Below are 26,483 nucleotides of genomic sequence, written 5' to 3'. Positions count from 1 at the left end.
AACGTGTCGCGGTACGGCGGGAGTTCCGGAGAGGGTAGGGGCATGACGATGTGGAACGTCTGGTACGACGACTGGCAGATGGAGTGCTGCGGAAAGCCGTTCTCGGTGGGCGACGAGGTGGCCTGGCCGCTGCGGCCCCAGAACGCCGAGGACCCCGAGGACCCCGGGGAGTTCCGGGTGGAGACGCACGGCGACGGCTGGCCGGTCACGCGCGGGCGGGTACGGTCCGTGCACATCGTCAGCCGGGCCTGTCGGGAGACGGAGCCGGGCTCGCGCACGTACGTGGCGGTCCCCGGGACGCTGCGGACGCGGCCCGTCGACACCTGCCCCAAGTGGTTCACCGGCACCGACCCCACCCTCCGCGACGACGGCGTCCTGGTCGGCCTCGAGGTGCCCGACGCGGGTCCCGCGGGGCGGCGGGGAGAATAGGTCCGTGCGCTACCGAATCCTCGGCACCACCCAGGCACTCCGCGACGACGGCACGCCCGTCCCGGTCGGCGGGGCGCGGCTGCGCGCCCTGCTCACGGTGCTCGCGCTGCGGCCCGGTCGCGCGGTGCCCGTTGCGTTCCTGGTCGACGAGGTGTGGGGCGAGGAGCCGCCCGCGGATGCGCCGGCCGCGTTGCAGGCGCTGGTCGGGCGGCTGCGCAGGGCCCTGGGGGCCGGGGCGATCGCCTCGTCCGAGGGTGGATACCGGCTCGCCGCCGCCGCGGACGACGTCGACCTGTTCCGCTTCGAGCGGCTGACCGCCGACGGAGTGCGGGCCCTCGCGGACGGTGACCCGGCGAAGGCGGTCGACCTGCTCGACGACGCGCTCGGGCTGTGGCGCGGGCCCGTGCTCGCCGATCTTCCGGACCGGTCGGCCGAGGCCACGCGCTGGGAGGCCCGTGGCCTGGACGCCCGGCGGGTCCGCCTCGCCGCGTGTCTGGACCTCGGCCGTGCGGACGAGGTCCTGCCGGAGCTGACCTCGCTGTGTGACGCGCATCCGTTGGACGAGCGGTTGCAGGTGTTGCGGTTGCGGGCGTTGCGCTCCGCGGGGCGGGCGGCGGAGGCGTTGGCGGCGTACGAGGCGGTGCGGCGGGAGTTGGCGGATGCGCTCGGCGTGGATCCCGGTCCGGAACTTCGCGCGTTGCACCAGGAGTTGCTCACGCCGCGGGGCTCCGCCCCGGACCCCGCTGCGCAATCGCCGCAGGGGCTTGACAAGGCCGACCGAGCCTTGGGCAATCTGCCGCCTGGGGCGGCAGGGTGGGCAAGGCGGCCCCCGGTGCCGCGCGCCGATACGACGGCCCCCGCTCTGGGGAACCTCAAGGCCCGGCTCACCTCCTTCGTCGGGCGGGAAGGGGACCTTGAGGCCATCCGCGCCGACCTGGGGCGCGTGCGGCTGGTGACGTTGCTCGGGCCCGGCGGCGCCGGGAAGACGCGGCTCAGTCAGGAGGCCGCCGAAGGGCTCGGTACCGCCCCGGACGGGGTGTGGCTCGCCGAACTCGCGCCGGTCAGCGATCCCGCCGCCGTGCCGGAGGCGGTCGTCAGCGCGCTCGGTGCCCGGGAAACGGTGCTGCGCGGCGCCGGCGCCGAGGAACTCCGCGTCGCGGGCGAACGGCAGGGCGACGACCCCCTCGTGCGCATCGTGGAGCACTGCGAGGACCGCCGGCTGCTGCTGATCCTCGACAACTGCGAGCACGTGATCGACGCGGCCGCCGCCCTCGCCGAGGACCTCCTCGCCCACTGCCCCGGCGTCACGATCCTCGCCACGAGCCGCGAACCCCTCGGCGTACCGGGCGAGTCGCTCCACCCGGTGGAACCGCTCCCGGAGCCGTACGCGCTGCGCCTGTTCGGCGAGCGCGGCGCCGCCGTGCGCCCCGGCTTCACGGTGGACGAGGCCTCGGAGGCGGTCGGCGAGATCTGCCGCCGCCTCGACGGCCTCCCGCTCGCCATCGAACTCGCCGCGGCGCGGCTGCGCATGCTCACGCCCCGCCAGATCGCCGACCGCCTCGACGACCGCTTCCGCCTCCTGACCTCAGGCGCCCGCACCGCCCTGCCCCGCCAGCAGACGCTCCGCGCGGTCGTCGACTGGTCGTGGGACCTGCTCGACGAGCCCGAACGCGCCACCCTCGCCCGCCTCTCCGTCGTCAGCGGCGGCTGCGACCTGCCCGCCGCCGAGGCGATCTGCGGGCCGGACGCGCTCGACACCCTGGCCTCCCTCGTCGACAAGTCGCTCGTGGTCGCAGCCCCGGAGGACGACGAGCACGGCGGCGGCATGCGCTACCGCCTCCTGGAAACCGTCTCCGAGTACGCGGGCGACCGCCTCGCCGAGTCCGGCGAGCGCCCCGCCGCCGAGCGCGCGCACCTCACGTACTACCGCGAACTCGCCCGCACCACCGACCCGTTGCTGCGCGGCAGCGGCCAGCGCGCAGCCATCGCCCGGATCGAGCGGGACTACGAGAACCTGCGCACGGCCCTGCGGCACGCGGTCGCGGCGGGCGACGAGCAGGAGGCGTTCTGCCTCGTGCTGTCCCTGTCCTGGTTCTGGCAGATGCGGGACCTGCGCGTCGACGCCCGTACGTGGACGGGGGAGGCCGCGGCGCTCGGCCCCGACCCGTTCGCAGAGCCCGTGCGCCCCGCCCCGCCGCTGCACCAGCGCTGTATCGACACCCCGCCCCCGCTGACCGGCGAGCTCTTCGAAGAGGCCCGCCGCCAGGTCCACCTGTGCCGGCTCGGCTACATGGACATGGAGATGGACCACTGGCAGACGGAGGAGGGCCAGGCCCGGCTGCGCGCCGTCATCGCGACCTACCGCGCCGACCTCCCGCAGGCCTGCCGCCCGCCCGGCAACATCTGGTACTTCGCCGTACTGATGACCGGCGACATGGACCAGCTGCAGGAACTCGCCGCGGTGTCCGCGCGGACCTGCCGCGAACTCGGCTACGACTGGGAGCTGGCGCTCGTCCTCCAGATGCGGGCCAACGTGTTCGCCAACCGCAGCGACTGGGCCGAGGAAGGGCTCGCGTACGCCGACGAGTCGCTGGAGCTGTTCAGCCGGCTCGGCGACGAGTGGGGCACCGCGGAGGCGCTGTCCGCGCGCGGCGAGGCGCGCGAGAAGCTCGGCGACTTCGAGGGCGCCGCCGCCGACTACACGCGCGCCCGCGAGGTCGCGCACAGCATGGGCGCCCACTCCCAGGCCGCGATCCTCCAGGTCAGGCTCGGGCAGGCGCGGATCGCGCAGGGGGACGCGGAGGAGGGCGAGCAACTGCTGTGGGACTCCCTCGCGGACGGGCGCCGGCACACCAACGAATCGCGGCCCGCCGCCCGGATGTTCCTCGTCTCCCACCTCGCCCTCACCGGCCGCACCGCCGAGGGCCGCGAGCAACTGGAGCTGCTGCGCGGCGAGTTCAGGGTCGCGCAGATCGGGTTCTTCCACGGCATGACCGTCGGCATGGAGGCGATGCTCGACGTCGTCGACGGGCACACCGAGGACGCGCTCGCGCACGTACGGGCCTCTCTCGACATCGCGCGGGACCCGCTGTCCGCGCTCGTCATGCCGCAACTGGCGGGGCTGCATCTGTGCACCGGGGCCCGGGCCCTCGCCCAGCGCGGCCGGGACGGGGACGCCGTGGCCGCGGCACGGGTCATGGGCGCCGCCGACGCGGCGACCCCCGAAGGCCACAAGCCGGCCGTGCTCGAACGGAGTTGGCGTGCGGACGCCGTGGCCGCGGTCCGCGCGCCGCTCGACGACGCGACGTACGAGCGGGCATACGCCGAGGGCGGCGGCCTCTCCATGGAGGAGGCCACCGCCCTGCTGGACGACTGACGCCTGACGACTGACGCGGATCGACAGGGGGTGTCGCCCGGGCCCGTACCGCGCCGGCTCAGCTCTGCTTGGTGAACTTGCGGATCGCGATCGGCGCCATGACGGCCGTGAGCAGCAGCGACCAGGCGACCGTCACCCACACGTCGTGGGCGGCGGGGCCGCCGACCATCAGGCCGCGGCAGGCGTCCGCGAGGGTCGACATCGGGTTCCAGTCGGTGAAGGACTGGAGCCAGCCCGGCATCGACTGGGTCGGCGCGAAGATCGACGAACCGAACTGCAGCGGCATCATCACCAGGAAGCCCATGGCCTGCACGGCCTGCGCGGTCTTCATGGTGACGCCGAGCGTCAGGAAGATCCACATGATGGACGATCCGAACAGCGCGGTCAGGCCGAACGCGGCGAGCAGACCGACCCAGTTGGTGATGTCGAAGCCGACGAGCAGCGCGACGATCATCAGGATCGTGGTGGCGACGAGCAGCCTCAGCAGTTCGACGGAGACCTTGGCCATGAGGACCGATCCGCGCCCGATGGGCAGCGTCCGGAAGCGGTCCATGATGCCCTTGTGGAAGTCCTCGTTGAAGCCGGTGCCCACGCCCTGCGCGATGTTCATGCTCATCATCGCGATCATGCCGGGGATCACGTACTGCACGTACGCGTCCTGCCCGCCGCCCATCGAGGCGCCGATGGACCCGCCGAAGACGTACACGAACAGCAGGGTGAAGACGATCGGCATGAGGACCGCGTCGAACATCGACTCCGGGTCGTTGCGGATCCACAGCAGGTTGCGGCGGACGAGCGCGCCCGTGTGCCGCAGGTGGCCGCGCAGGCCGATCTTGGGGTCGGCCTCGACGGTGATCGTGGCGGCCGCCGGGGGAGCAAGGGGATCAGCAGGGGCGCCGCGCAGCGGCTCGTTGAGGGTGGCGGTGGGCGACGGGTGGGAACTCATACGGCGGCCTCCTCGAGTTCGGGCCGGGCGTCCTCGGGTGCGGAAGCCTTGTGGCCGGTGATGGACAGGAACACCTCGTCCAGGCTCGGCAGTTCGGAGCCGATGGAGGCGATCGTGATGCCGCGCGCGGTGACCGCGCCGACCACGGCGGTGAGCTGCTCGTCGCTGAGCACGGGGACCAGGACGGCGCCCGACTCGGTGTCCACGGTGGTGGTGGCGAGGCCCGTGAGTCCCATGTCGTCTATCGCGTGCGCCAGCGGGCGCAGCTCCAGCGAGTCGGTCGGGCGGATCCGCAGGGTGCGGCCGCCGACCTTCGCCTTCAGCTCCTCGATGCCGCCGCGCGCGATGACCTTGCCGTGGTCGACGACGGTGAGCTCGGAGGCCAGCTGCTCGGCCTCCTCCATGTACTGCGTGGTGAGCAGGACGGTGACCCCGTCGCGCACCATGCTCTTCACTTCCTCCCACACCTCGTTACGGGTACGGGGGTCGAGGCCGGTCGTCGGCTCGTCCAGGTACAGGACGTGCGGGCGGCCGATCATCGACGCCGCGAGGTCGAGCCGGCGGCGCATGCCGCCGGAGTACGTCTTCGCGGGGCGGGCGGCGGCGTCGGTCAGCGAGAACCGCTCCAGGAGCGCGTCGGCACGGGCCTTGGCGTCCTTCCTGGACAGGTCGAGCAGGCGGCCGATCATGTACAGGTTCTCGCGGCCGGAGATCTTCTCGTCGACCGAGGCGTACTGGCCGGTGAGGCCGATCACGCGGCGGAGCTGGCGGGGCTGGTTGACGGCGTCGTAGCCCGCCACGATCGCCGTGCCGGCGTCGGGGGTGATCAGGGTGGACAGGCAGCGGACGAGGGTGGTCTTGCCGGCGCCGTTCGGACCGAGGACGCCCATCACGGTGCCCTGGTGCACGTCCAGGTCCACGCCGTCCAGGGCCTTGGTCTCGCCGTAGTGCTTGACCAGTCCCCTCACGGATACGGCGACCGGCCGGTCGCTCACGGAGTTCTTGTCGATTCGCGTCATGCCCACCAAGCTGCCAGCCCCCACCGACAACCCACCGACATCCACCCGACATCTCACCGACGGGGTGCGGCACCGGGCGCCGCCTTGCCCGCCCTGCCGCCCAAGGCGGCAGATTGCCCAAGGCGGTGGCGACCTCATCGGCACCTTCAGCCCCAGCGGCGGGTGAGCAAATCAAGCCCCTGCGGCGATTGCGCAGCGGGGTCCGGGGCGGAGCCCCGAGGGCGACGGACGGTCGACCGGAAGGGGCGGCGCGCCCCGCCCCACCGATCCACCCGCGGAGCGCAGCGCGGCCCGCCGACGGGGGAAGATCGACGGGCCGCGGTCGTACCGGGATTGGCTCAGTGAACGGAGTGCTCCTCCTGAGGGAACGTTCCGCCGACAACGTCCTCCGCAAACGCCTTCGCCGCGTCGGACATCACTCCCCGCAGATCCGCGTACTGCTTCACGAACCGCGGCATCTTCCCGCCGGTCAGGCCGAGCGCATCCGTCCAGACCAGGACCTGCGCATCCGTACCGGCCCCGGCGCCGATGCCGACGGTCGGGATGTGCAGAACCCGCGTGACCTCGGCCGCCAGCTCCGCCGGAACCAGCTCCAGGACGACCGCGAACGCGCCCGCGTCCTGGACCGCCTTGGCATCGCGCAGCAACTGCTGCGCCGCCTCCTCGCCGCGCCCCTGCACCCGGTAGCCCTGCGTGTTGACCGACTGCGGGGTCAGGCCGATGTGCGCCATGACCGGGATCCCGGCGTCGACGAGCAGCTTGATCTGGGCGTGCGAGCGCTCGCCGCCCTCCAGCTTGACGGCGCCCACCCCCGCTTCCTTGACCAGCCGCATCGCGGAGCGGAGCGCCTGCGTCGGCCCCTCCTGGTAGGACCCGAAGGGCAGGTCACCGACGATCAGCGCGCGGGACGTGCCGCGTACGACGGCCGCGGACAGCATGACCATCTGGTCCACCGTCACCGGCACCGTCGTGTCGTACCCGAGGTGGCAGTTGCCCGCCGAGTCGCCGACCAGCATCACGGGGATCCCGGCCTCGTCGAAGACCGACGCCGTCATGGCGTCGTAGGCGGTGAGCATGGGCCACTTCTCGCCTCGCTCCTTGGCGAGGCCGATGTCCCGCACCGAGACCCGCCGCGAGCCCTTGCCCCCGTACAGCACGGTGGACTTCTGGGCGTTCTGGTCGCTCTGGGCGTTCTGGTCGTTCGATGTCTTCTGGGCAGCCGAAAGCTCTGTGGGTTGCGTCATCGCAACGGCTCCTTCATGTCGTCTCGAGGCGCCCTGACGGCGTCCCCGGATCACCTCCATGGTGGCACCGCGTGCCGCTCCCGCGCCAGGCCCCCTTCCGATCCCGCACCCCGTCCACGTAAAGCCTCGGCAAGGCTTTCCTCGGGATTTTCAATACGAGACGGTCCCGTATCGAAATGGGTCTAGGGTCGTTCCCATGACCACTCCTGCCGCCTCCGAGGACTCCCCGGGCGCCCCGGGTTCCCGTGTGCCCGAGTCCGTGCACCGCCGTCGCTGGGTGATCCTCGGCGTGCTCATGCTGAGCCTGCTGATCGTCGTCCTCGACAACTCGATCCTGAACGTCGCGATCAAGACGATCTCGACCCCCGAACCCGTCGGCATCGGCGCCTCGCAGAGCGAGCTCGAGTGGGCCATCAACGCGTACACGCTCGTCTTCGCGGGCCTGCTCTTCACCGCCGGACTGCTCGGCGACCGCATCGGCCGCAAGAAGGTCCTCATCGGCGGCCTCGTCGTCTTCGGTATCGGCTCCGCCCTCGCCGCCGAGTCCGGCACACCGGTCCAACTCATCGCGTTCCGCGCGGTGATGGGGTTCGGCGCCGCCTTCGTCATGCCGGCCACGCTCGCCGTCCTGATGAACGTCTTCGAGCGGGACGAGCAGCCGAAGGCCATCGGTATCTGGGCGGGCGGCGTGGGGCTCGCCATCGCGATCGGGCCGATCACCGGCGGACTGCTCCTCGACCACTTCTGGTGGGGGTCCGTCTTCCTCGTCAACGTACCCATCGTGATCATCGCCATCGTGCTGATGCTCGCGATCGTCCCCGACTCCAAGGACCCCAGGCCCGGCCGCATCGACCTCGTCGGCGTCGCGCTGTCCATCGTCGGACTCGTGCTGCTCGTCTACGGGATCATCAAGGGCGGCGACGAGGGCGACTTCACCAGCGCCCAGGTGCTGGCCACCATCGCCGCGGGACTCGCCGTCCTGGTCGCCTTCGTGCTGTACGAGAAGCGCAGCGACCACCCGTCGTTCGACATCAACTACTTCAAGAACAAGGTGTTCTCGGCCGCCATGGCCGGCATCGCGCTCGTCTTCTTCGCGATGATGGGCGTCACGTTCTTCGCGTCCTTCTACATCCAGAGCGTGCGCGGCTACTCGCCATTGCAGACCGGCGCGTTCCTGCTGCCGCTGGCCGCCGCCCAGCTGATCTTCGCGCCGCGCGCCCGGCTCGTCGTCGACCGGCTCGGCGTCCGCGTCACCACGACCGGCGGCCTGGTGCTGCTCGCGGCCATGCTCGCCGCGTTCACCCTGCTCGACGAGGACAGCCCGATGTGGGTCATGGAGATCGTCTTCTTCTTCATGGGTACGGGCATGGCCCACGTCATGACGCCGACCAGCGTCGTCATCATGCAGTCGCTGCCGCGCGAGAAGGCGGGCTCGGCCTCCGCGCTCAGCAATACGTTCCGCCAGGTCGGCGGCGCGCTGGGGATCGCCGTACTGGGCTCGGTACTGGCCACGGCGTACAAGAACGGGATCGAGGACCAGCTGCTGCCGCTGCCCGCCGGGCTCCGGGACGCCGCGGGCGCATCCATCGAGGCCACGCTCGGCGTCGCCGAGAAGCTCGGGCCGCGCGGCGAGGCGCTGGTCGGTGCGGCCAACGACTCCTTCGTGCACGCCATGCACATCACCGCGCTGTGCGGTGCGGGGGTCGCGCTGCTCAGCGCCGTCCTCACCGGTCTCTTCCTGCCGCGCAAGCCCAAGGACCCGCCGGGCGAGCACAGCGGCGAGCAGCCGGAGAAGGTCGGCGCGGGCCACTGACCCGGCACTGAGCTGCGGGTTGAGAGAATGCGCCAGGGGCCGCCACAGCGGCGGCATCCGGGGCGCGGCGAAAGGCGGAGCGCGGTGGACGCGGGCACGGAACGGGCCGAGGGGCACACGCGGCGGAGGACCCCCGGGCGTCCCGCACCGTCCGTCCCCGCGCGCGGCCGTCCGCGCAGCGAGGCCGTCGAGCAGGCGATCATCGAGGGCGTCATCGAGCTCCTCGAACAGGGCGTGCCGCTCACCGAGCTGTCCATCGAGCGCATCGCCCGCACCGCCGGTGTCGGCAAGGCCACCATCTACCGGCGCTGGAGCGGCAAGGAGGCCCTCTTCGTCGACGTCGTCGCCACCATCGAGGAGCCAGGACCCGCCGATCTGCCCGGCACCTCGATGCGCGACGACCTCGTCCGGCTCCTGGAGCACATGCGCAGACGCGGCCTCAGCATGCGCACCTCCGCCCTGCTGCACAACGTCCTCGCGCAGATGAAGACGCTGCCGCGGCTCTGGGACGCGTACCAGGAGCTCGTCGTGGACCCCCGGCGGCGCGCGACGCACGACGTGGTGCGGCGCGGGGTCGACGACGGGGAGCTGCCGGCCGGGACGGACGTCGAGTTCGCCGCGGATCTGTTCACCGGGCCGATGCTGCTGCGCACCGTCATGCGCTCCGACGCGCCCCTGGCGGAGGACCTGGCCGAGCGGATCGTCGATACGGTGCTCGCGGGGTTGCGCGCGGGCCACTGACGGCCGGCTGCCCGTGCCGGGTGCCGAAGTCGGGGCGCCGATGTGCGGGTTTCGTCACAGCGTCCCCCGCGGGCCGGTCCCGCGGAACTCAGGGCGCCGCCGCACACGTCCCCCAGACCGTAGAGGAACGGAAAGCCGCTGCTCATCGCCTACTGTTTCGGGCGAGGGCAGCGGGCACGGCAGAGTTGAGGCGACGACGGCATGGCGCAGGCGTACAAGGGTGGCGACGGCAGCGGGACCGGGACCGCCGGACCGGGAGCCCGGCCGGGACGTCAGGGCGGTCGACGGCTGGACCGCGGTTACTGGCGGCGCGGCATCGTGCTCGCGGTGCTCGCGATCCTGCTGGCGCTGGTCATGCTGCTGCACGCGCAGATCCCCAACACCGTCGGCAACCTCGGCTCGCTGACCGAGACGTTCCTGCCGTGGCTGGGCGTCTTCGTCCCGGTGCTGCTCGTCCTCGGCCTCGTACGCAGGTCGGCGACCGCGGTGGTCGCGGTGCTCGCCCCGGCGATCGTCTGGTTCAACCTCTTCGGCGGGCTGCTCACCGACAAGACCGGCAGCGGCGGCGATCTGACCGTCGTCACGCACAACGTCAACGCCGAGAACGCCGACCCGGCCGGCACCGCGAAGGACGTCGCCGCGTCCGGGGCGCAGGTCGTCGCCCTGGAGGAGGTGACGGCCCAGGCGCTGCCGACGTACCGGGAGGCGCTGGCGGCCGGCTACCCGTACCACACCGTCCAGGGCACGGTCGGGCTGTGGAGCAAGTACCCGCTCTCCGACACCAGGGCCGTCGACATCAAGCTGGGCTGGAAGCGGGCGCTGCGGGCCACCGTCGCGACGCCGCAGGGCAAGGTCGCGGTGTACGTCGCGCACCTGCCGTCGGTGCGCGTGAAGCTCAATTCCGGGTTCACCGCCAGCCAGCGCGACGAGAGCGCGGACGCGCTCGGCGAGGCGATCGCTGACGAGCCGATCGAGAAGGTCGTCCTCCTCGGCGACCTGAACGGCACCATGAACGACCGCGCCCTGAACGGCGTCACCGCCCAGATGCGCTCCACGCAGGGCGCGGCGGGCAGCGGCTTCGGGTTCAGCTGGCCGGCCGCGTTCCCGATGGCGCGCATCGACCAGATCATGGTCAAGGGCGTGGAGCCGGTCACGTCGTGGACGCTGCCGCGGACCGGGAGCGACCACCTCCCGATCGCGGCGCGGGTGGGCCTGTGACGGCCGGCGGTCCACCGTTCGTCACGGCGGCTTAACCTCACGGAATACCCGATGGGCGAGGCTTTGTTCCGTACGTAAACTTACGTACTCCACATCTACGCGTTCGCGTACGCACGCATGCGCGTACGCGCACACGCACGCACTCCCGCCGTCGCAACCGAAAGTTCCTCCATGCCCCTCGCCCTGCTCGCGCTCGCCGTGGGCGCCTTCGGCATCGGCACGACCGAGTTCGTCATCATGGGCCTGCTGCCCAACGTCGCCGACGACCTGGGCATCTCGATCCCGGACGCCGGACACCTCGTCTCCGCGTACGCGCTCGGGGTGGTCATCGGCGCGCCGCTGCTCGCCGCGGTCACCGCGCGGATCCCGCGGCGCCGGGTGCTCATCGGCCTGATGGCGCTGTTCGTCGTCGGCAACGCGGTGTCGGCAGCGGCCCCCGACTACCACTCGCTGCTGCTCGCCCGCTTCGTCAGCGGGCTGCCGCACGGAGCGTTCTTCGGCGTCGGCGCGGTGGTGGCGACGTCCCTCGTCGCGCCGGAGCGCAAGGCCCGCTCGGTCTCGCTCATGTTCCTCGGCCTGACCATCGCCAACGTCGTCGGCGTGCCCGCCGCGACGGCGATGGGGCAGCAGCTGGGCTGGCGCGCCACGTTCCTCGCGGTCAGCGCGATCGGCCTGGTCGCGATCGCGGCGCTGCTCGCGCTGGTCCCCGCGGACCACGGCCACGGCGAGACGGCCGCCGGTCTGCGCGGCGAACTCCGCGCCCTCAAGTCCCTCCCGGTCTGGCTCGCCCTCGGCACCACGGTCGCCGGCTTCGGCGCGCTCTTCGCGGCGTACAGCTACGTCACGCCGATGCTCACGGACGCTGCGGGCTACGCGGACGCGTCCGTGACCCTGCTCCTCGCCCTCTTCGGTGTCGGCGCCACGATCGGCAACCTCATGGGCGGCCGCCTCGCGGACCACTCCCTGCGCGGCACGCTCTTCGGCGGCCTGATCTCGCTCGCCGTGGTCCTCTCCCTCTTCCCGCTCCTCATGCGCGCGGAGTGGAGCGCGGCCCTCGCCGTCTTCCTCCTCGGCATGGCGGCGTTCACGACGGGCTCCCCGCTCCAGCTGATCGTGATGGAGAAGGCCGCCGCCGCCCCCTCCCTCGCCTCGTCCGCGAACCAGGCGGCCTTCAACCTCGCCAACGCCGGCGGCGCCTGGATCGGCGGCCTCGCCCTGGCCGCGGGCCTCGGAACGACCTCCCCGGCGATCGCGGGCGCGGCCCTGGCGGTCCTGGGCGTGGGCGTCGCGGCGGTCGCCTACGCGGTGGACCGCGGCCGCTCGGGGACGACCCCGGGCCGCCTGGTGGCCTCCCACATCCCGGCGGACCAGGAACCGGCGCGACGCTGAGCCGCGGCGCCTCCTGAGAACCGCGTGGAAGAGGGCGGGGTACGCGCGCGTACCCCGCCCTCTTGTGTGTCAGCCCCGGTAGCCCAGGACCGTCATCATGCCCGCCTCCGAGTGGTACACGTTGTGGCAGTGGAGCATCCACAGGCCGGGGTTGTCCGCGTCGAAGTCGGCCGTCACGGTGCGGTTCGGGAGGACGATCGCCGTGTCCTTGCGGGGGCCGTCCGGCAGGGAGAACGTGTGCCCGTGCAGATGGACCGGGTGCCACATGGACGTCGTGTTGACGAAGACCAGGCGGACCCGCTCGCCCGAGCGGAGCGGGTGGCGCTGCTCGGGGTCGTACGGCTTCTTGTCGAACGCCCAGTCGTACTTGGCCATGCCGCCCGTCAGGCGCAGCTTGATCGTGCGGTCCGGCTTACGGGAGTCGAGCGCCACCGAGTCGTCCGCGCGCAGCTTGTCCGCGGTGAGCAGGCGGCCCTCCAGCTCCTTTGGTCGGGCCGCGGCCTTGGGGGCCGCGCCCGAGCCCGTGCGCAACACCGCGAGAGCCGACGCCTTCTTGCCCTCCGCCAGCGCCGTCAGCGGGAACACCCCGTCGCCCGCCGTCACCAGCACGTCGTACCGCTCGCCCATCCCGAGCAGCAGTGCGTCCGTCTTCGCGTGCCGCACCGGGAAGCCGTCCGTGTGCGTCACCGTCATCTCGTGGCCGCCGAGCGCGACGCGGAACGCCGTGTCGCCGCCCGCGTTGACGAACCGGATCCGGATGCGGTCGCCGGGGCGGGCCTTGAAGGACGAAGGGGACGCGGGCGTACGGCCGTTGACGAGGTAGTGCGGGTACTTCACGTCGCCCGCGTCGCCGCCGAGCAGGTTGCTCTTGGCGCCCATCATCATGCGGGAGGGGCCGGATTCCTTCCCGGACGACGTCATCGACATGCCTTCCATCCCCGGCATGTCGTGGCCCGAGTGGCCGCCGCCGGAAGAACCGTCCGAGCCGCCCCCATGGACCATCCCCGACCGCAGCTCCTTGAGCACCGCGTCCGGCGTCGAGCCGCCGACCCCGTCGACCCAGTCGTCGAGGACGACCACCCACTCCTTGTCGTAGGAGAGCGGCTCCTTCGGGTCCTCTACGATCAGCGGCGCGTACAGGCCGCGGTCCTGCTGCGTGCCGGAGTGCGGGTGGAACCAGTACGTGCCGGGGTGCGCGACCTTGAAGCGGTACGTGAAGTCGGCGCCCGGAGCGATCGACTTCTGGGTCAGGCCCGGTACGCCGTCCATGTCGTTGCGCAGCGCGATGCCGTGCCAGTGCATCGACGTGGGCTCGGGCAGGTGGTTGGCCAGGGTGAGGGCGAGCGTGTCGCCGGCCGTGACCCGGACCTCGTCGCCGGGCAGATCGCCGCCGTACGACCAGGACTTGACGGTGCGCCCGCCCAGGTCGAGCGTGGTCGCGGCGGCCGTGAGCCGGACCTCGCGGACCCGGCCGCCGGCGCCCCGCCGCTTTTCGGCGGCGGCGACCTCCTTGCCCGCCGGGTCGATGTAGCCCTGCGGCGCGGCGCCGTTCGCCGCGTGGCCCCCGTGGCCCGAGGACGAATCGGAACAGGCCGCCAGGGCGCCGGTCCCGGCCACGGCGACCGCCGCGCCGAGCAGGGTCCGTCGCGTGGGGGTGCGTCGCGTGGGGGTGCGCGGAGTCTCCTTGCGCATGCGTGTGTACCTCGCTGTCGATGAAGCTGTCGGTGAAGGTGGATTCAGGCGTGCGAAATGGCGCGCAGGCCTAAATGCGCAGCACCGACAGCCGGGACAGGAGTCTTCGGGGCGGGGGAGGGTTCGGGCGCTGGGCGAGGACCATTCCGCGGGCCCGCGGCCCCGGCGCCACCGCCGCGAGCAGCGGGCGCAGCACCATCGCCGTCAGCAACAGCAGGGTGAACGAACCGAGCACGGCGAGACACACGTTCAGCGGATCCATGCCGCCGTGGCCGGGGGAGTCGGGGCGCTCGTGAACGGTGACGGCGGTGCCGTGCGGGGAGTCGTGTCCGGCCATCGCGACGTGCGCGCTCGGCATCGGCATCGCCCCGTCGTGCCCCGCCCCGTGCCCCGACGGATGCCCCAGCGTATGCATTCCGACGACCCCGAAGAGCAGCGCGGCGAACAGCAGCAGCCGCTGCCACCGCCCCGTTCCGCTCCTCGTCCGCGCCATGTCCCGCACCCTACCCCCGCCCGGTATGTCGCGAGGTGCGGCCTCCCCCTGCTGCCTCGATCATGAGCCCATGACGACTGCGGACAACCCAGGGCAAAGTGAACAGATCGCGGACGACGGCAACCGCCGTCAGTTCATTTCCTGGGTCACCCTCGGCCTGATGACCACGGCCTCCGTGGCCAGCCTGCGGCCCTCGCCGTCCATGGCGCTGTACGGACTCGCCGCGATCTTCCTCTATCTGCTCCCGGCCGTCGTCTTCCTGCTGCCCACCGCCCTCGTCGGCGCCGAACTGGCCTCCGGCTGGACGGGCGGCATCTACCGCTGGGTCAGCGAGGCGCTCGGCAAGCCGCTCGGGTTCATCGCCGTGTGGTGCCAGTTCGCGATGACCATCGCCTACTACCCGAGCCTGCTCGCCTACGTGGCGTCCACCTTCGCGTACGTCATCCACCCGAGCCTCGCCGAGAACGGCCTGTACGTCGCGATCTGCATCGTCGTCCTGTACTGGGCCGGTGTGTACGTGAGTTCGCGCGGGACGAAGACCATCGCCGGGCTGTCGTCCCTCGGGCTCATCATCGGCACGCTCATCCCCGGCGTCGTGCTCGTCGTGCTCGGCATCGTCTTCCTCGGGCAGGGCAACCCCTCCGCCGCCCCCATGGACGGGAGTCACTGGCTGCCGCCGTGGACGGGCCTGGCCAGCCTCGTCCTCATCGTCAACAACTTCCTGTCCTACGCGGGCATGGAGATGAACGGCGTGCACGTGTCCTCGCTGCGCAGCCCGCGCGCCGAGTACCCGCGCTCGATCTTCCTCGCCACCGGGCTCGTCCTGCTGATCTTCATCCTCCCGGCCCTCGCCATCAGCTGGGTGATGCCCGCGAAACAACTCAGCCTGACCGCGGGCCTCATGCAGGCGTTCCAGGCGTTCTTCGACCACTTCGGGGTCGGCTGGATGACGCGGATCGTCGGCGTGATGCTGGTGTGCGCGGCGCTCGGCGGCATGCTGACGTGGCTGGCGGGGCCCGCGAAGGGGCTCGTGCTGCTGTCCCGGCAGGAGGGGTATCTGCCGCCGTTCCTCCAGAAGTTCAACAAGTACGGCGTCCCGCAGAACGTGATGGTCGCGCAGGGCGTGCTCACGACGCTGATCGGGGTGCTGTACGCGTTCAGCGACAACGTCTCCAGCCAGTACTGGATGTTCTCCGTCATCACGATCCAGATCTATCTGGTCGCGTATCTGCTGATGTTCGTGGCCGTCGTGCGGCTGCGCCGCTCGCAGCCTGACGTGCCGCGCGGCTTCGTCGTCCCGGCCGTCGCCGCCGTCGCGGGCGTCGGGTTCGTGGCCTCCGTGCTCGCCCTCGTGATCGGCTTCGTACCGCCCGACCAGTACGACACCGGGCCGCTGTGGCGGTATCTGCTGATCGTCGGCGGCGGGCTGCTGCTCCTCGGCATCGCGGCGCCCGTCGCGTTCCTCAAGTTCCGCAAGCCGAGCTGGATCCATCCCGACCACCGGGACCCGGTCGTCGGCGAACAGGGCTGAGCCCCGGCGGCGGGTGAGCGCCCACCCGCCGCCGGGGCGTCATCGGGTCAGCGGCGGTACGAGTTCACGTAACCCGGAGCCGGCGAGCCGACCCCCGTCACGTCGTCGTAGCCCCTGACGGCCTTCAGGGAGGCGTCCTTGCCGAGGCTGCGCACCGAGGTGAGCAGGCCCTCGGAGGAGTCATAGCTGTTGGCGTAGTCGACGCGGACGACCGCGTGGTCCTTGCCGCCCGGCTTGTCCACGACGTCGTGGTACTTCGCCGTGCCGTACCGGTCGTAGATCACCGGGTTCGCGAAGCCGAGCGCCTTGCCGCCGCCCGTCTGCTGCGCGAGCGCCTGTACGCCCGCGATCACCGGCGCGGCGAGCGAGGTGCCGCCGATGCGGTACTCGTCGTAGCCGAGCGAGCCGTCGGGCATCGTCTGCGTCTGGCCGACGAGGAAGCCGGTGTTCGGGTCGGCAATCGCGGAGATGTCCGGCACGACGCGGTTCTTGCCGCCGTTGGCGCCCGCCAGCGCGTTCGGCACGACGCCCTTCTGGTAGTCCGGCTGCGCGACCGTCCTGCTGGTGCCGCCGCCCGCGCCCGAGGTGTACGCGCCCGGGAAGTCGGTCCAACTCCTGCCGTCCGCCGCGAGGTTGGACTTCAGCGTGCCCCAGCCGGTCTCCCACTGGTAGCGGTCGCCCTTGCCGACGGCGAGCGAGGTGCCGCCGACGGCCGTCACCCAGGCCGAGTTGGCGGGGGTGTCGACCTGCTTCGTGCCCGTCGACGCGACGTTGTCGCCGTTGTCGCCGGAGGAGAAGTAGAAGCCGATGCCCTCGACGGCGCCGAGCTGGAACACCTGGTCGTACGCGGCCGCCAGCTCGGGCGTCTGGTTGGCCTCGATGTCGCCCCAGGAGTTGGAGACGATGTCGGCGAGGTGGTGGTCGACGACCTTGCCGAGCGCGTCGAGCAGGTCGTCGTCGTAGCAGGAGGCCGCGCCCACGTACGTGATGTCGGCGGCCGGGGCCATCGCGTGCACGGCCTCGACGTCGAGGGTCTCCTCGCCGTACCAGCCGGCCGCGTCGCACTCCTCGGTCTTCGTGTACTGCTTCGGCAGCGACTGCTTCAGCTGCCCGGCGTTGTAGCCCGCGTCCCCGTGCTTCTTCGCGTACGTCGCCGCGTCCTTGGCGATGGTCGGCGAGGCGTACGCGTCGGTGATCGCGACCTTCACACCCTTGCCGGTCGCCTTCCCGGCGCCGTACGCGGCGCGCAGCTGCTTGCCGGTGTAGCCCTTCGGGGCGTACGGGGCCTTGGTGCCGTACGCGTCCGGGAGAGTGCTCGCGGTCTTGGAGCCGTAGTACGTGGAGAACGGGCCCGCGTTGCGGAACACAGCGCTCGGCGGCGGCAGTTGGTCCTGCTTCGTCGCCTTGTGCGGGGCGCTGTCGAGGCCGGTCACGGTGAGCACGGCGCCGTCGAGCGACGCGGGCACGGAGGCGGCGCCGGAGGGGGCGCGGTAGGTGTGGCCGCCCTTCTTGTAGTCGTGCAGCTGTGTGCCGAAGGCCTTCTCGGTGGCGGCCACGTCGCCCGACACGGACAGGTAGTGCGCGGTGGAGCCGGTCACGGTCAGGCCCGAGGACTTCAGCCAGGCCGTGACCTCGGCTATCTGCGCCTTCGTCGCCCCGAAGCGGCCGCGCGCCTCCTTGGCGCTCAGATACTTCTGGTACTGCTTCGACGACGGGTCGGAGACGGCCTTCGCGTAGGCGGCGAGGCCCTTCGCGTCCCGGCCCGCGAGGTAGACGCGCGCGGTGACCTTGCCGCCGTCCGCGGTGTCGCCCTTGTCGGCGGTGCCGGTGGCCCACAGCGGCTTGGTGCCGGAGAGGGTGTCGCGGCCGTCCGGCTGGGCGTGGGCGGGCGCGGCGAGGGCGAGGGCGCCGGCGAGCAGCGGAAGGGTGGCCGCGATGCTCAGGCCTGCCCGGGTGCGGCGTGCGCCGCGGTTGGATCTCATGTGGAACCCCCCTGGATAGAGGTACTGGAGATGCTGAGGTGCATGTGTAATGCACACGCAGAGAGGCCCACTCTTGCCAACAACCGTTCACGCGGGGGGAATGGGACGATCAAGAAGACGTCAAGTCGGCTCAACTCCGGTCGGGATAGGCCGATTTGGGCGCATCGCGGCGTGTGGCGAGGCCGGCCGTGCGGGCCCGCGCCGACCGTCCGGTGGCACGGTCCGGGAGGCGAGCACTATGACGCCGGGGGCTTCGGCAGGCACTATGAACACATCACCGGCCGATCAGCGACGATCAAGGTCGGCAACGCGCCGGAAACGGGCGTGTGGTGGGATGTGAGCACGTCTCCTGTTGAGTCACGGGTCGGCGTGGGAGCAGTAGGCCTGACCAGCAAGGATGGGTGGAAGCGAAAGATGGACAAGCAGCAGGAGTTCGTGCTCCGCACCCTTGAGGAGCGCGACATCCGGTTCGTACGTCTGTGGTTCACGGACGTGCTGGGCTTCCTCAAGTCGGTGGCCGTGGCCCCGGCCGAGCTGGAACAGGCATTCGATGAGGGCATCGGCTTCGACGGCTCCGCCATCGAGGGCTTCGCCCGTGTCTACGAGTCCGACATGATCGCCAAGCCGGACCCCGGCACCTTCCAGGTCCTGCCGTGGCGCGCGGAGGCGCCCGGCACGGCGCGCATGTTCTGCGACATCCTGATGCCCGACGGCTCGCCGTCCTTCGCCGACCCGCGCTACGTCCTGAAGCGGGCCCTGGCCAAGACCTCCGACCTCGGCTTCACCTTCTACACCCACCCCGAGATCGAGTTCTTCCTGCTCAAGGACAAGCCGCTGGACGGCACCCGACCGGTGCCCGCCGACACCTCCGGCTACTTCGACCACACACCGCAGAACGTGGGCATGGACTTCCGCCGCCAGGCGATCACCATGCTGGAGTCGATGGGCATCTCGGTCGAGTTCAGCCACCACGAGGGCGCGCCGGGCCAGCAGGAGATCGACCTCCGCTACGCCGACGCGCTCTCCACGGCGGACAACATCATGACGTTCCGACTGGTCATGAAGCAGGTGGCGCTGGAGCAGGGCGTCCAGGCCACCTTCATGCCGAAGCCGTTCTCGGAACACCCGGGCAGCGGAATGCACACGCACCTGTCCCTCTTCGAGGGCGACCGGAACGCGTTCTACGAGTCGGGCGCCGAGTACCAGCTCTCCAAGGTCGGCCGCTCCTTCATCGCGGGCCTGCTGCGCCACGCGGCGGAGATCTCGGCCGTCACCAACCAGTGGGTGAACTCCTACAAGCGCATCTGGGGCGGCTCCGAGCGCACGGCGGGCGCGGGCGGTGAGGCCCCGTCCTACATCTGCTGGGGCCACAACAACCGCTCGGCCCTCATCCGCGTCCCGATGTACAAGCCCGGCAAGACGGGCTCGGCCCGCGTCGAGGTCCGCTCCATCGACTCGGGCGCCAACCCGTACCTCACGTACGCGGTCCTCCTGGCGGCCGGCCTCAAGGGCATCGAGGAGGGCTACGAACTCCCGCCGGGCGCCGACGACGACGTCTGGGCCCTCTCCGACGCGGAACGCCGCGCGATGGGCATCGAGCCCCTCCCGCAGAACCTCGGCGAGGCCATCGCCCTGATGGAACGCTCGGAACTGGTCGCGGAAACCCTCGGCGAGCACGTCTACGACTTCTTCCTGCGCAACAAGAAGCAGGAGTGGGAGGAGTACCGCTCGGAGGTCACCGCCTTCGAGCTGCGGAAGAACCTGCCGGTGCTGTAGTCGCAGGTCAGAGCGCTTTTCGCTCACTTCCCCGAGAGGGCCCACGGTCACCGACCGTGGGCCCTCTCGGCTGTCTGGCTGCGGCTGGGCCGTCTGTGGGCCGTCTGGCGCCGGACGGGGCCGCGGAACCGGCCCTCCTCGTCACTCCAGCGGCACGGGTGCAACGGGGAGCTGCTCGCTGTGCGGCCACGTGAAAGAACGGTCGGGTTCGAGGAGGGCTTCGCCCCAGTGGCTGACGTGGATGCCGCTCTCCGCGTCAGCCGTGAAGAACACACAGACGAGCTTGGTCGTGGCTCCGAGTTCTTCGAACGCTTCGTGCAGCCCGAGGTACTCCTCTGTCGTGAGGTCCTCATCAAGCTCGAACAACCCTTCCGGCTGCTGAGGCCCGTGCGCCCAGAAGAGCCGACGTCGGGTGGGGGAGACGTTGGCGGGCAGCCGAGCACGGTCGAGCGGCTTCTCTCGGTCTGCGTACCGATAAGGGAAGAGAGCGCATTCGTTGACCACCGCGTACTCGTATCCGCGCACGTCGCGGACAGCCTCGCCCATCTCTCGCGCCATGTCTGCGAGGTTCTCGCGTACGGCTTGCGCCAGCGTGACCCCGTAGGGGCTTCGCTTTTTCAGACCGGCTGTGAGGTGCGTGCGGTGCGCTTTCGCGTGGGCCTTGGCCAGTTGCTGCGGCACGGCGGCAGCGAGCGCGCCGGCCTGTCTCCCGAACCGTTCAACTGCCCAAGCTGATGGCTCGGCCCATTCCCTATCCGACGCAGCCATACGGCGCGCTCCCCCCCCTGTAGGTTCACCTATCAACTGTGTGGCAGGTGCACAAAGCGCTCGCAAGGGGGCGATCTGGCCACGGCGGTCGGTGCCGGCCACCATGGGGCGCCGCTGAGCGCCTTCGGGGGCCCAGAGACGCCCTGTATCGCGGCGGTCCTAGCGGTTTGTTGCGGTAGCAGCGGCTGGGCGGAGGGGGTTGGCCGGCCGACTACCCTCCGATCAACGTAACGAGTGCTCCTGTTACGGCACCTGAGATTGCTCCACCTGCTGTGGCGATGGAAATTAGACGATTATCCAAGCGTGATTCCACCTGTGTTCCCATGCTTTCTAGGCGAGAAAGGTCAATGGACTCAATCATCTTCGCTTCATCCGAGTAGTCCGTCTCGAAGATGGGCATGCATGAACGCTCTGTGGTGGCGTCTGAAAAGTCATTCCTGCACTCCTTCCATCTGCGGAGCATCAATTCAATTCCTGTCATGCAGACCCAAGTTTGAGCAGAGAGTGAGCGGACTTCGGATCGCCACCCTCGATTGCGCCAGCGCATTACTACGCGTTTCCTGACGGGTGACGCTGCTGCCTCCACGTGTGCTGAGTAATGAGCTAGCAGGTGTGAGGCTCTCCGCCAGGCCTCGGCCTCCAAGTCAATTATTCGACGCCCCAGGTTCTTTTGGCGTGCGAAGTGGAAAGATGCGCGTCCGAAGCTGTAAAAGAGGTCAATAAGTATATCTTCTGGTTCCTCATTGGCAGGTGCGGCTACGTCCACCGTTGTTCGATCGAAATCGAGGACCCGGCACTCGTCCAAATCCTCTAGCTGTGTAACCACGAGGTCGGAGTGCATGAAAACGTTCGTGCATGCTGGAGAGCAAGCTTGGTTAAGTACTCCAAGATTCGCCGTACCGCAGACTTGCTCCAGTAATTGCAGGATGACTTGTCCGCCGGATCGTGGAATGTGGGCCCGTTCGTGACGCCAAAGCACCATGACCACCACTCCATCCCATGCCACCCAGTAGGTGTCGGTTGGGATGTCGTCAGCGTTATGGTGCTGTGGTTGGTTCTTGATCGGGATGACGACTTTAAAAAGGATCGGCGTGTCGAAGTACACTGCGCGTATCGCGTCCGACCCTCGCATTACCTCCTCGGGAGTTGAATTCTCGGAATCGGGGTAAACTGCCTGATGACTACAGAAGTCTGTGTTGATCTTTGCCCTTTTTACCCACTGGATCCTGGGGTCCCCTTGGAGGGCGTTGCATAGGTCCTCCAAGTAGGCAGGGAAGTCGCGCCTCTCTGGAGATGTGAGGAATATTGTTCCTGTTCGGCAAAGGAACGTAGGTGTGTCTCCTTGGAGGGTTTGAGGAGTTTCCGGATTCGTCATTGAGCTTCCTAATTTTGAGTGTGGATTCTTGCTTCGTTGGAGGGATGATAGAGCGGCTCACCCGGTGGCGTTGGGTGTTCGGTGAAGTAAGTCGACAGTGAGGTTGGTAGAGAGGGTTGGGCTGGAGCTGCCTTGGGGTTAGCGATCATGACCCGTTAAGGAGGCCGCGAGTCGGGCAGGCAGTGAGCCTGCGTGTTGGTGTTCGACCTGGGGCCATGATCTTCGAGGATCGCCCCAAAGTGGCTGTGTAAAGCAGTAGAGTCGACCGGACCCAGCCTCGGCGGACTTCCCTCGCTCTCGCCCGTATTGCACCTGAGCGCGTTGCCGGGCGCGTGGCCCGGCCAGTGGCGGAGCGTGCCCGCGGTATGCGTAGGCCTTGATGAAGTAGGGATGTTCTACCGTGGCCAGGTCCAACCTGAAGGTAGATTCCGGTCGCTGTACATGGTGTCCACAGCCTTGCGCGAACGGCCGTCGCTGCTCGGCATGAGGTGTGTGTACACCCGGAGAGTGAAGCCGGGGTCCGTGTGTCCGAGGTACGTGCTCAGGGCCTTGATGTTCTCGCCCGCGTCCAGCAGTACAGACGCATAGAAGTGCCTCAAGGCGTGCATGCCGTGCTCACGGGCGGCTTGATGGCGCTCACCAGGCTTCGGCTCGGGGATAACGCCGGCCGTCACAAGCCCAGGTTTCCAGAAACGCGTATTGAAGTCGGTCCGTCGGACTGCGCCGTCCCCATCGGGGCGCACGAATAGGAGCCGCTTCGTGACCAAGGGGCCGTCCGGCCGCTGCCACGGGAGCGTGACCTCAACGGGCGGGTGGGCTTCCATGTGTTCCTTGAGGACGTGCGCCACGGAGTCCGCGAGCGGTACGTCACGCTCCTTGTTGCGCTTGGGCAAGGCGAACACGAGCTTGCCACCGGTCGATACCTTCACCTGACAGCCGACGTGCAGCCAGCCGGTGTCGAACCCGATCTCATCGACCGGAAGACCGAAGATCTCCCCTTGCCGCAGGCCGCATCCGGCCCCCAGGTCGACGGCGGCCCGGTACTGCTCGGGGAGCGCGGCCCGGACGGCGAAGGTGCGCTCGGTCGTCCACGGGATGACGCGGCGGTTGTTCGGTCCGGGCGCGCGGACGGTGCTCGCCTTGCACGGGTTGCGGTGTAGGTGGTCGTCTTCCACGGCGGCCGTGAAGACGGCGGAGACGCTGCCGTAGATGACCCGACGGTACGAGGAAGCGGGTACCGCGCGCTCCAACTCGGCAAGCCAGTCGCGGATGTGCTCCGGCTTGAACGAGCCGAGGGGACGTGACCCCAGATACGGGATGGCATGACGCCGGATCTGAACGCTGACGGGTTCCCTTGTGGTCCCGTCCGTCGTCTGCGAGTTGAGCCACTTCTCTGCGTACTGCCGGAAGGTGGTCTGGCCGGCCTTCGGGTCGATGTATCGACCGCCGTCCATGTCGGCCTCGATCTTCGTCAGCCACTTCTCGGCGAGACGCTTCTTGCCGTCGGGGAAGCTCTTGGACTTTTCAGTTCCGTCGGGGCCGATGTAGCGGGCGCGGTAGCGCAGGCCGGTGCCGTGGCGATCGGTCCTGCCGCGGACCGTCTTGCCGGTGGGGGAGACCTCGGTCTTGAACCAGCGGTCTTGGATGTGGCCAGCCATGTGGCGCGGTCCCTTCTCGACAGCACGCAGGGAGGGCCGCGGGGCGGCCCTCCCTGGGGAGTTGAACGGTGATTTTTGACTGCTGGTGTCAGGCGGCGTCGGCGTCCAAACGGCGTAGCTCGGTGATATACGCGCATACGTCGGCGGGGTCGTAGCGCAGGTGCTTGCCGATGCGGAAGCCGGGCGGGCCGGTGCGCTTCTTGCGCCACTGATAGACGGTTTCGAGGGGGACGCCGAACATCGAGGCAATGTCCTCGGGGGTGAGGTAGCGATCCGGCAGGCCGCTTCGAAGCGTGGCTTGAGGCTTGGCCGACCGGGTGCCCTCGGAGTGTGCGAGCAGGGGTGGTGAGACATTCCGTGGCTCCTCGGGGAAGCGTCGGGAGTGGCGGGGAAAACTGGCGCCGCAATGCTGTGGACCGCGGACCATCGCGGACCACCCTGTTTGACCTGCGGTTTTGTAGGGGGTGTTGTGCGGACCATCGCGGACCACTCTTGGAGGCGTGGTCCGAGATGGTCCGCGATCGGGGTCGGGGAAAGGTGCAGGTCAGGGGGCGTGGTCCGCGGTGGTCCGCGGTTCTGGGGATTGCGGTCGCTACTTCAGTCGGCCGCGCCGGGCAAGGGCCGGACCGTGATGCCGGTGTAGATGCGTACGCGGGTCTCGCCCTCACGGGGCCGGCTGACGGCCAGTTGAGGGATGGCGGATTGGAGATCGCGGCCGAAGACCTGTTTGCTGCCGGGCTTCACGCCGTTGTCCTCGGCCCACTCGCGCCAGATCGCCCACAGGTTGTCGACGGGGATCGTGCAGGCCGGTCCGGTGGAGCAGCGTTCACGGATGAACGCGGTCGTCGGGGACGCGGTGTCCTGCATGGTGGTGACCGCATCGCGGCTGGCGGCCGGCTCGGTGATCCGGCGGGTGCGCTGGAGACGGGCGAGGCCGTCCAGGGCCCAGTTGAAGATGCCGGGCATCTCGGCGACGAGCCGGTCCAGGAGGGTGGGGTCTTCCTGGCCGAGCCAGGAGCGGGTGAAGTTGAGGACGATGAAGCGGCGGGCGATGACGCCGGAGGAGTCGCCGAAGTGCGGCAGCTCGTTGGACAGCATCATCAGCCGCGTGGGCAGCTTCCCGGTCCACACGTCGCGGTACTTGCGGTCGATGTCGATGGTGTCCTCGCCGGAGATGGTCAGCAGCCGCTCCACGACCTGACTGTTGTCGTTGCCGGACAGGCGAGCGTCCGAGATGACCGCCAGCGGTTTGCCGACGAGCGTGGACAGGCCGAAGTTGGTGCCCAGTCCGGCGAGGGTGGGCCCGGCGAGGTTGTTCTTGCCGACCAGCTCCTTCATGACGCGGGCGATGGTGCCCTTGCCGGAGCGGGACGGGCCGACCATGAGAAGGATCTTTTGCTGGTCGGTGCGGCCGGACAGGACGTAGCCGAACCACTCCTGAAGCGCGGCGATGGCGTCCGGGGCATCGGGCCAGATGTCGGCGAGGAAGCGGTGCCACTCCGGTGCGGTGGCCTCCGGGTCGTAGGCGAACGGGACGGAGACGTGGTTGAAGAAGTCCGGGGTGTGGGGCAGTAGTTCCCGGTCGCGGATGCGCAACAGGCCGTTGGTGCACGCCACGATGGGGCCCCAACCGTTGGTGTCCTCGCCCTCGCGCTCCAGCCAGGCGGGAGCGTCGACATCCGCGGGGAGCAGGGTGATGGAGCCGAGTGCGTCCAACAGGTTGCTGATCTTCGGCTTCGTTGGGGCCCACTCGCGCGGCTCCATCTGGTCGCCCTTGCCGGGTACGAGGAAGACCGCGTGTTCCAGGCGTTCGTACATGCCCTTGCGGATCTGCTCCTCGTCGATCTCGCGCCAGTGCGTGCGGCTCCACTGCATCCATGAGCCGCGCCAGCGCCGGCACACCATCTGTCCGTCCTCGTTCTGCCAGTCCGGCAGGATGCGGCGGGCGACGGCCATGGGGTTGGAGGGCGCAGGCAGTTCCTCGGCGTTCATGCGGGGCCCCTCCCTTCCGTGGGGGGTGTGGTGCGGGCGGTTCATGCGGCGGCGGAAGCGTGGAGATTCAGGCCGTTGACGACGGCGCGGCGCGCGTACGGCTCCGGCACGCCGACCGCCACGGCCGCGTTCACGACCTGCTCAGCGAGCGCGTCCAGTCCGCACGGTCCGGGGCACTGCGCGTGCTGCCGGGCGAGGAAGCAGGCGACGGAGAACGCCTGGGTACCGGCGCCCGATTCGGGGTGCTCGCCGATCAGGGCCAGACCGCGTTCCACACCGGTGCGGACGTAGCCCTCGGTGTGGCGGCACCCGGTAGCTACCGACCGTTCCCACACGGCCGAAGCGCTGTGGGAAGAGGCCACCGACCCGGGCGGGGTGGCCTCTTCCTCCCGGACAGGCAGGGCGCGTACGGCGTCCGGAAGACCGGTCATGGTGCCGGTGCCGGGCCCGAGCCAACGGGCGTAGGCCATGCGGGATTTGATGTCGACGCCAGGCCGCACGGCGTTGGCCGAGGGCATCGTCCCGAGGTAGAGCCAGTGCTCGCCGCGCGTCGTGGTGATGGTGCGGGTGGCGGGCAAGTACAGCCGGGCCCATGCGATGGCGGCCGCGTCGTCCAGGTCGACGACCGTGAGACCGACACCGGCAGGGTGATAGGCCACCGCCCCCGCCTCGCGCCATGAGGTCGACCAGACTGGAGAAGTGAGCGTGTCCGGGGCAGCGGTGGCGGCGGCCCAGCCGTGGCATGGTGCGGGGCACTGGCAGGAGCCGGGCGTCTTCATATGGGGGCGCCCGCCGCACGCGTTGTGCGCGCAGTCGGGGCAGTTGCCGAACGGGACCTTGCCCACGCGCAGCGGCAGCACCGGCACGCCCTTGGCGGCGAGCGCGAGCGCGGTGCACAGCAGGGCGGGCCGGGGAGACTCGATGTGGTCTCGCTGCAGCGGGGTCGGATGGGTCATGCTGGGGGTCTCCTGTTCTCTTGGAGGGACTGGAGATCCGGGGCGGGGTGCAGGCTTGTGGTGAGACGGCACCCCGCCCCGGGCG

General features: G+C 70.0%; 20 protein-coding genes. 8 read left to right on the top strand and 12 right to left on the bottom strand.

Going from position 1 to position 26,483, the window contains the following annotated elements; all coding sequences use genetic code 11:
- Positions 1-42: 42 nt before the first annotated feature.
- Both ACIA8D_RS23185 and ACIA8D_RS23180 read left to right on the top strand, forming a co-directional pair.
- Positions 43-429: a DUF6578 domain-containing protein gene (locus ACIA8D_RS23185; protein ID WP_399234986.1), complete on the top strand. Its 387-nt coding sequence runs from the start codon at positions 43-45 to the stop codon at positions 427-429.
- A gap of 4 nt (positions 430-433) precedes the next feature.
- Positions 434-3,805, top strand: a complete 3,372-nt coding sequence (locus tag ACIA8D_RS23180) for an AfsR/SARP family transcriptional regulator (RefSeq protein ID WP_399234985.1) — start codon at positions 434-436, stop codon at positions 3,803-3,805.
- 58 nt (positions 3,806-3,863) lie between these two features.
- On the opposite strand, the gene ACIA8D_RS23175 is transcribed toward ACIA8D_RS23180, so the two are convergent.
- The 3 genes from ACIA8D_RS23175 to panB form a co-directional block, all read right to left on the bottom strand.
- Positions 3,864-4,751 carry an ABC transporter permease gene (locus ACIA8D_RS23175; RefSeq protein ID WP_399234982.1) on the bottom strand — a complete coding sequence of 296 codons (888 nt, stop codon included), beginning with the start codon at positions 4,749-4,751 and terminating at the stop codon, positions 3,864-3,866.
- A complete protein-coding gene (locus ACIA8D_RS23170; protein ID WP_399234980.1) occupies positions 4,748-5,770 on the bottom strand; it encodes an ATP-binding cassette domain-containing protein in 1,023 nt (340 codons plus the stop codon). Before ACIA8D_RS23170 ends, ACIA8D_RS23175 begins: the two co-directional genes overlap by 4 nt.
- Before the next feature lie 338 nt (positions 5,771-6,108).
- The gene (gene panB / locus ACIA8D_RS23165) at positions 6,109-7,014 is read right to left on the bottom strand and encodes a 3-methyl-2-oxobutanoate hydroxymethyltransferase (RefSeq protein WP_399234979.1); all 906 of its coding nucleotides are present in this window, start codon (positions 7,012-7,014) and stop codon (positions 6,109-6,111) included.
- Between the two features lie 196 nt (positions 7,015-7,210).
- Here panB and ACIA8D_RS23160 point away from each other — a divergent pair, with 196 nt between their 5' ends.
- The 4 genes from ACIA8D_RS23160 to ACIA8D_RS23145 all read left to right on the top strand — a co-directional run bounded on the left by ACIA8D_RS23160 (position 7,211) and on the right by ACIA8D_RS23145 (position 12,175).
- Complete coding sequence (locus tag ACIA8D_RS23160; RefSeq protein WP_399234977.1) at positions 7,211-8,827, top strand: DHA2 family efflux MFS transporter permease subunit; 1,617 nt, start codon at positions 7,211-7,213, stop codon at positions 8,825-8,827.
- Between the two features lie 84 nt (positions 8,828-8,911).
- Positions 8,912-9,568 (top strand): TetR/AcrR family transcriptional regulator, encoded by a 657-nt coding sequence (locus ACIA8D_RS23155; RefSeq protein WP_399234975.1) that lies wholly within the window; start codon positions 8,912-8,914, stop codon positions 9,566-9,568.
- A gap of 201 nt (positions 9,569-9,769) precedes the next feature.
- Positions 9,770-10,786, top strand: a complete 1,017-nt coding sequence (locus tag ACIA8D_RS23150) for an endonuclease/exonuclease/phosphatase family protein (RefSeq protein ID WP_399234973.1) — start codon at positions 9,770-9,772, stop codon at positions 10,784-10,786.
- 171 nt (positions 10,787-10,957) lie between these two features.
- Positions 10,958-12,175, top strand: a complete 1,218-nt coding sequence (locus tag ACIA8D_RS23145) for an MFS transporter (protein ID WP_399234970.1) — start codon at positions 10,958-10,960, stop codon at positions 12,173-12,175.
- A 69-nt stretch (positions 12,176-12,244) separates the two neighbouring features.
- On the opposite strand, the gene ACIA8D_RS23140 is transcribed toward ACIA8D_RS23145, so the two are convergent.
- Together ACIA8D_RS23140 and ACIA8D_RS23135 are read right to left on the bottom strand one after the other, a co-directional pair.
- Entirely contained in the window at positions 12,245-13,867 is a 1,623-nt protein-coding gene (locus ACIA8D_RS23140) for a multicopper oxidase family protein (protein ID WP_399234969.1), read from the bottom strand.
- 70 nt (positions 13,868-13,937) lie between these two features.
- On the bottom strand, positions 13,938-14,360 hold the full coding sequence (locus ACIA8D_RS23135) for a DUF6153 family protein (RefSeq protein ID WP_399234967.1): 423 nt from the start codon (positions 14,358-14,360) through the stop codon (positions 13,938-13,940).
- Positions 14,361-14,430: 70 nt separating this feature from the next.
- Here ACIA8D_RS23135 and ACIA8D_RS23130 point away from each other — a divergent pair, with 70 nt between their 5' ends.
- On the top strand, positions 14,431-15,891 hold the full coding sequence (locus ACIA8D_RS23130; RefSeq protein WP_399234965.1) for an APC family permease: 1,461 nt from the start codon (positions 14,431-14,433) through the stop codon (positions 15,889-15,891).
- Between the two features lie 47 nt (positions 15,892-15,938).
- On the opposite strand, the gene ACIA8D_RS23125 is transcribed toward ACIA8D_RS23130, so the two are convergent.
- Positions 15,939-17,873, bottom strand: a complete 1,935-nt coding sequence (locus ACIA8D_RS23125; protein WP_399234964.1) for a protease pro-enzyme activation domain-containing protein — start codon at positions 17,871-17,873, stop codon at positions 15,939-15,941.
- Between the two features lie 414 nt (positions 17,874-18,287).
- On the opposite strand from ACIA8D_RS23125, the gene ACIA8D_RS23120 reads away from it, so the two are divergent.
- Positions 18,288-19,649, top strand: coding sequence for a glutamine synthetase family protein (locus ACIA8D_RS23120; RefSeq protein WP_385768450.1), 1,362 nt, complete (start codon positions 18,288-18,290; stop codon positions 19,647-19,649).
- 141 nt (positions 19,650-19,790) lie between these two features.
- Here ACIA8D_RS23120 and ACIA8D_RS23115 read toward each other — a convergent pair whose 3' ends face one another.
- From ACIA8D_RS23115 to ACIA8D_RS23090, 6 genes are all read right to left on the bottom strand, one after another.
- Positions 19,791-20,330 carry a hypothetical protein gene (locus ACIA8D_RS23115; protein WP_399234962.1) on the bottom strand — a complete coding sequence of 180 codons (540 nt, stop codon included), beginning with the start codon at positions 20,328-20,330 and terminating at the stop codon, positions 19,791-19,793.
- A gap of 298 nt (positions 20,331-20,628) precedes the next feature.
- Entirely contained in the window at positions 20,629-21,522 is an 894-nt protein-coding gene (locus ACIA8D_RS23110; protein ID WP_399234960.1) for a hypothetical protein, read from the bottom strand.
- A 665-nt stretch (positions 21,523-22,187) separates the two neighbouring features.
- On the bottom strand, positions 22,188-23,450 hold the full coding sequence (xerC, locus tag ACIA8D_RS23105; RefSeq protein WP_399234959.1) for a tyrosine recombinase XerC: 1,263 nt from the start codon (positions 23,448-23,450) through the stop codon (positions 22,188-22,190).
- An 88-nt stretch (positions 23,451-23,538) separates the two neighbouring features.
- Entirely contained in the window at positions 23,539-23,790 is a 252-nt protein-coding gene (locus ACIA8D_RS23100; RefSeq protein WP_399235184.1) for a helix-turn-helix transcriptional regulator, read from the bottom strand.
- A 257-nt stretch (positions 23,791-24,047) separates the two neighbouring features.
- Positions 24,048-25,442 carry a phage/plasmid primase, P4 family gene (locus tag ACIA8D_RS23095; RefSeq protein ID WP_399234957.1) on the bottom strand — a complete coding sequence of 465 codons (1,395 nt, stop codon included), beginning with the start codon at positions 25,440-25,442 and terminating at the stop codon, positions 24,048-24,050.
- A 41-nt stretch (positions 25,443-25,483) separates the two neighbouring features.
- On the bottom strand, positions 25,484-26,398 hold the full coding sequence (locus tag ACIA8D_RS23090) for a bifunctional DNA primase/polymerase (protein WP_399234956.1): 915 nt from the start codon (positions 26,396-26,398) through the stop codon (positions 25,484-25,486).
- Between the last annotated feature and the right edge of the window lie 85 nt (positions 26,399-26,483).

Source organism: Streptomyces sp. NPDC051684 (assembly GCF_044453445.1).
Lineage (GTDB): Bacteria > Actinomycetota > Actinomycetes > Streptomycetales > Streptomycetaceae > Streptomyces.
This window is presented reverse-complemented; position numbering and strand designations above follow the sequence as displayed.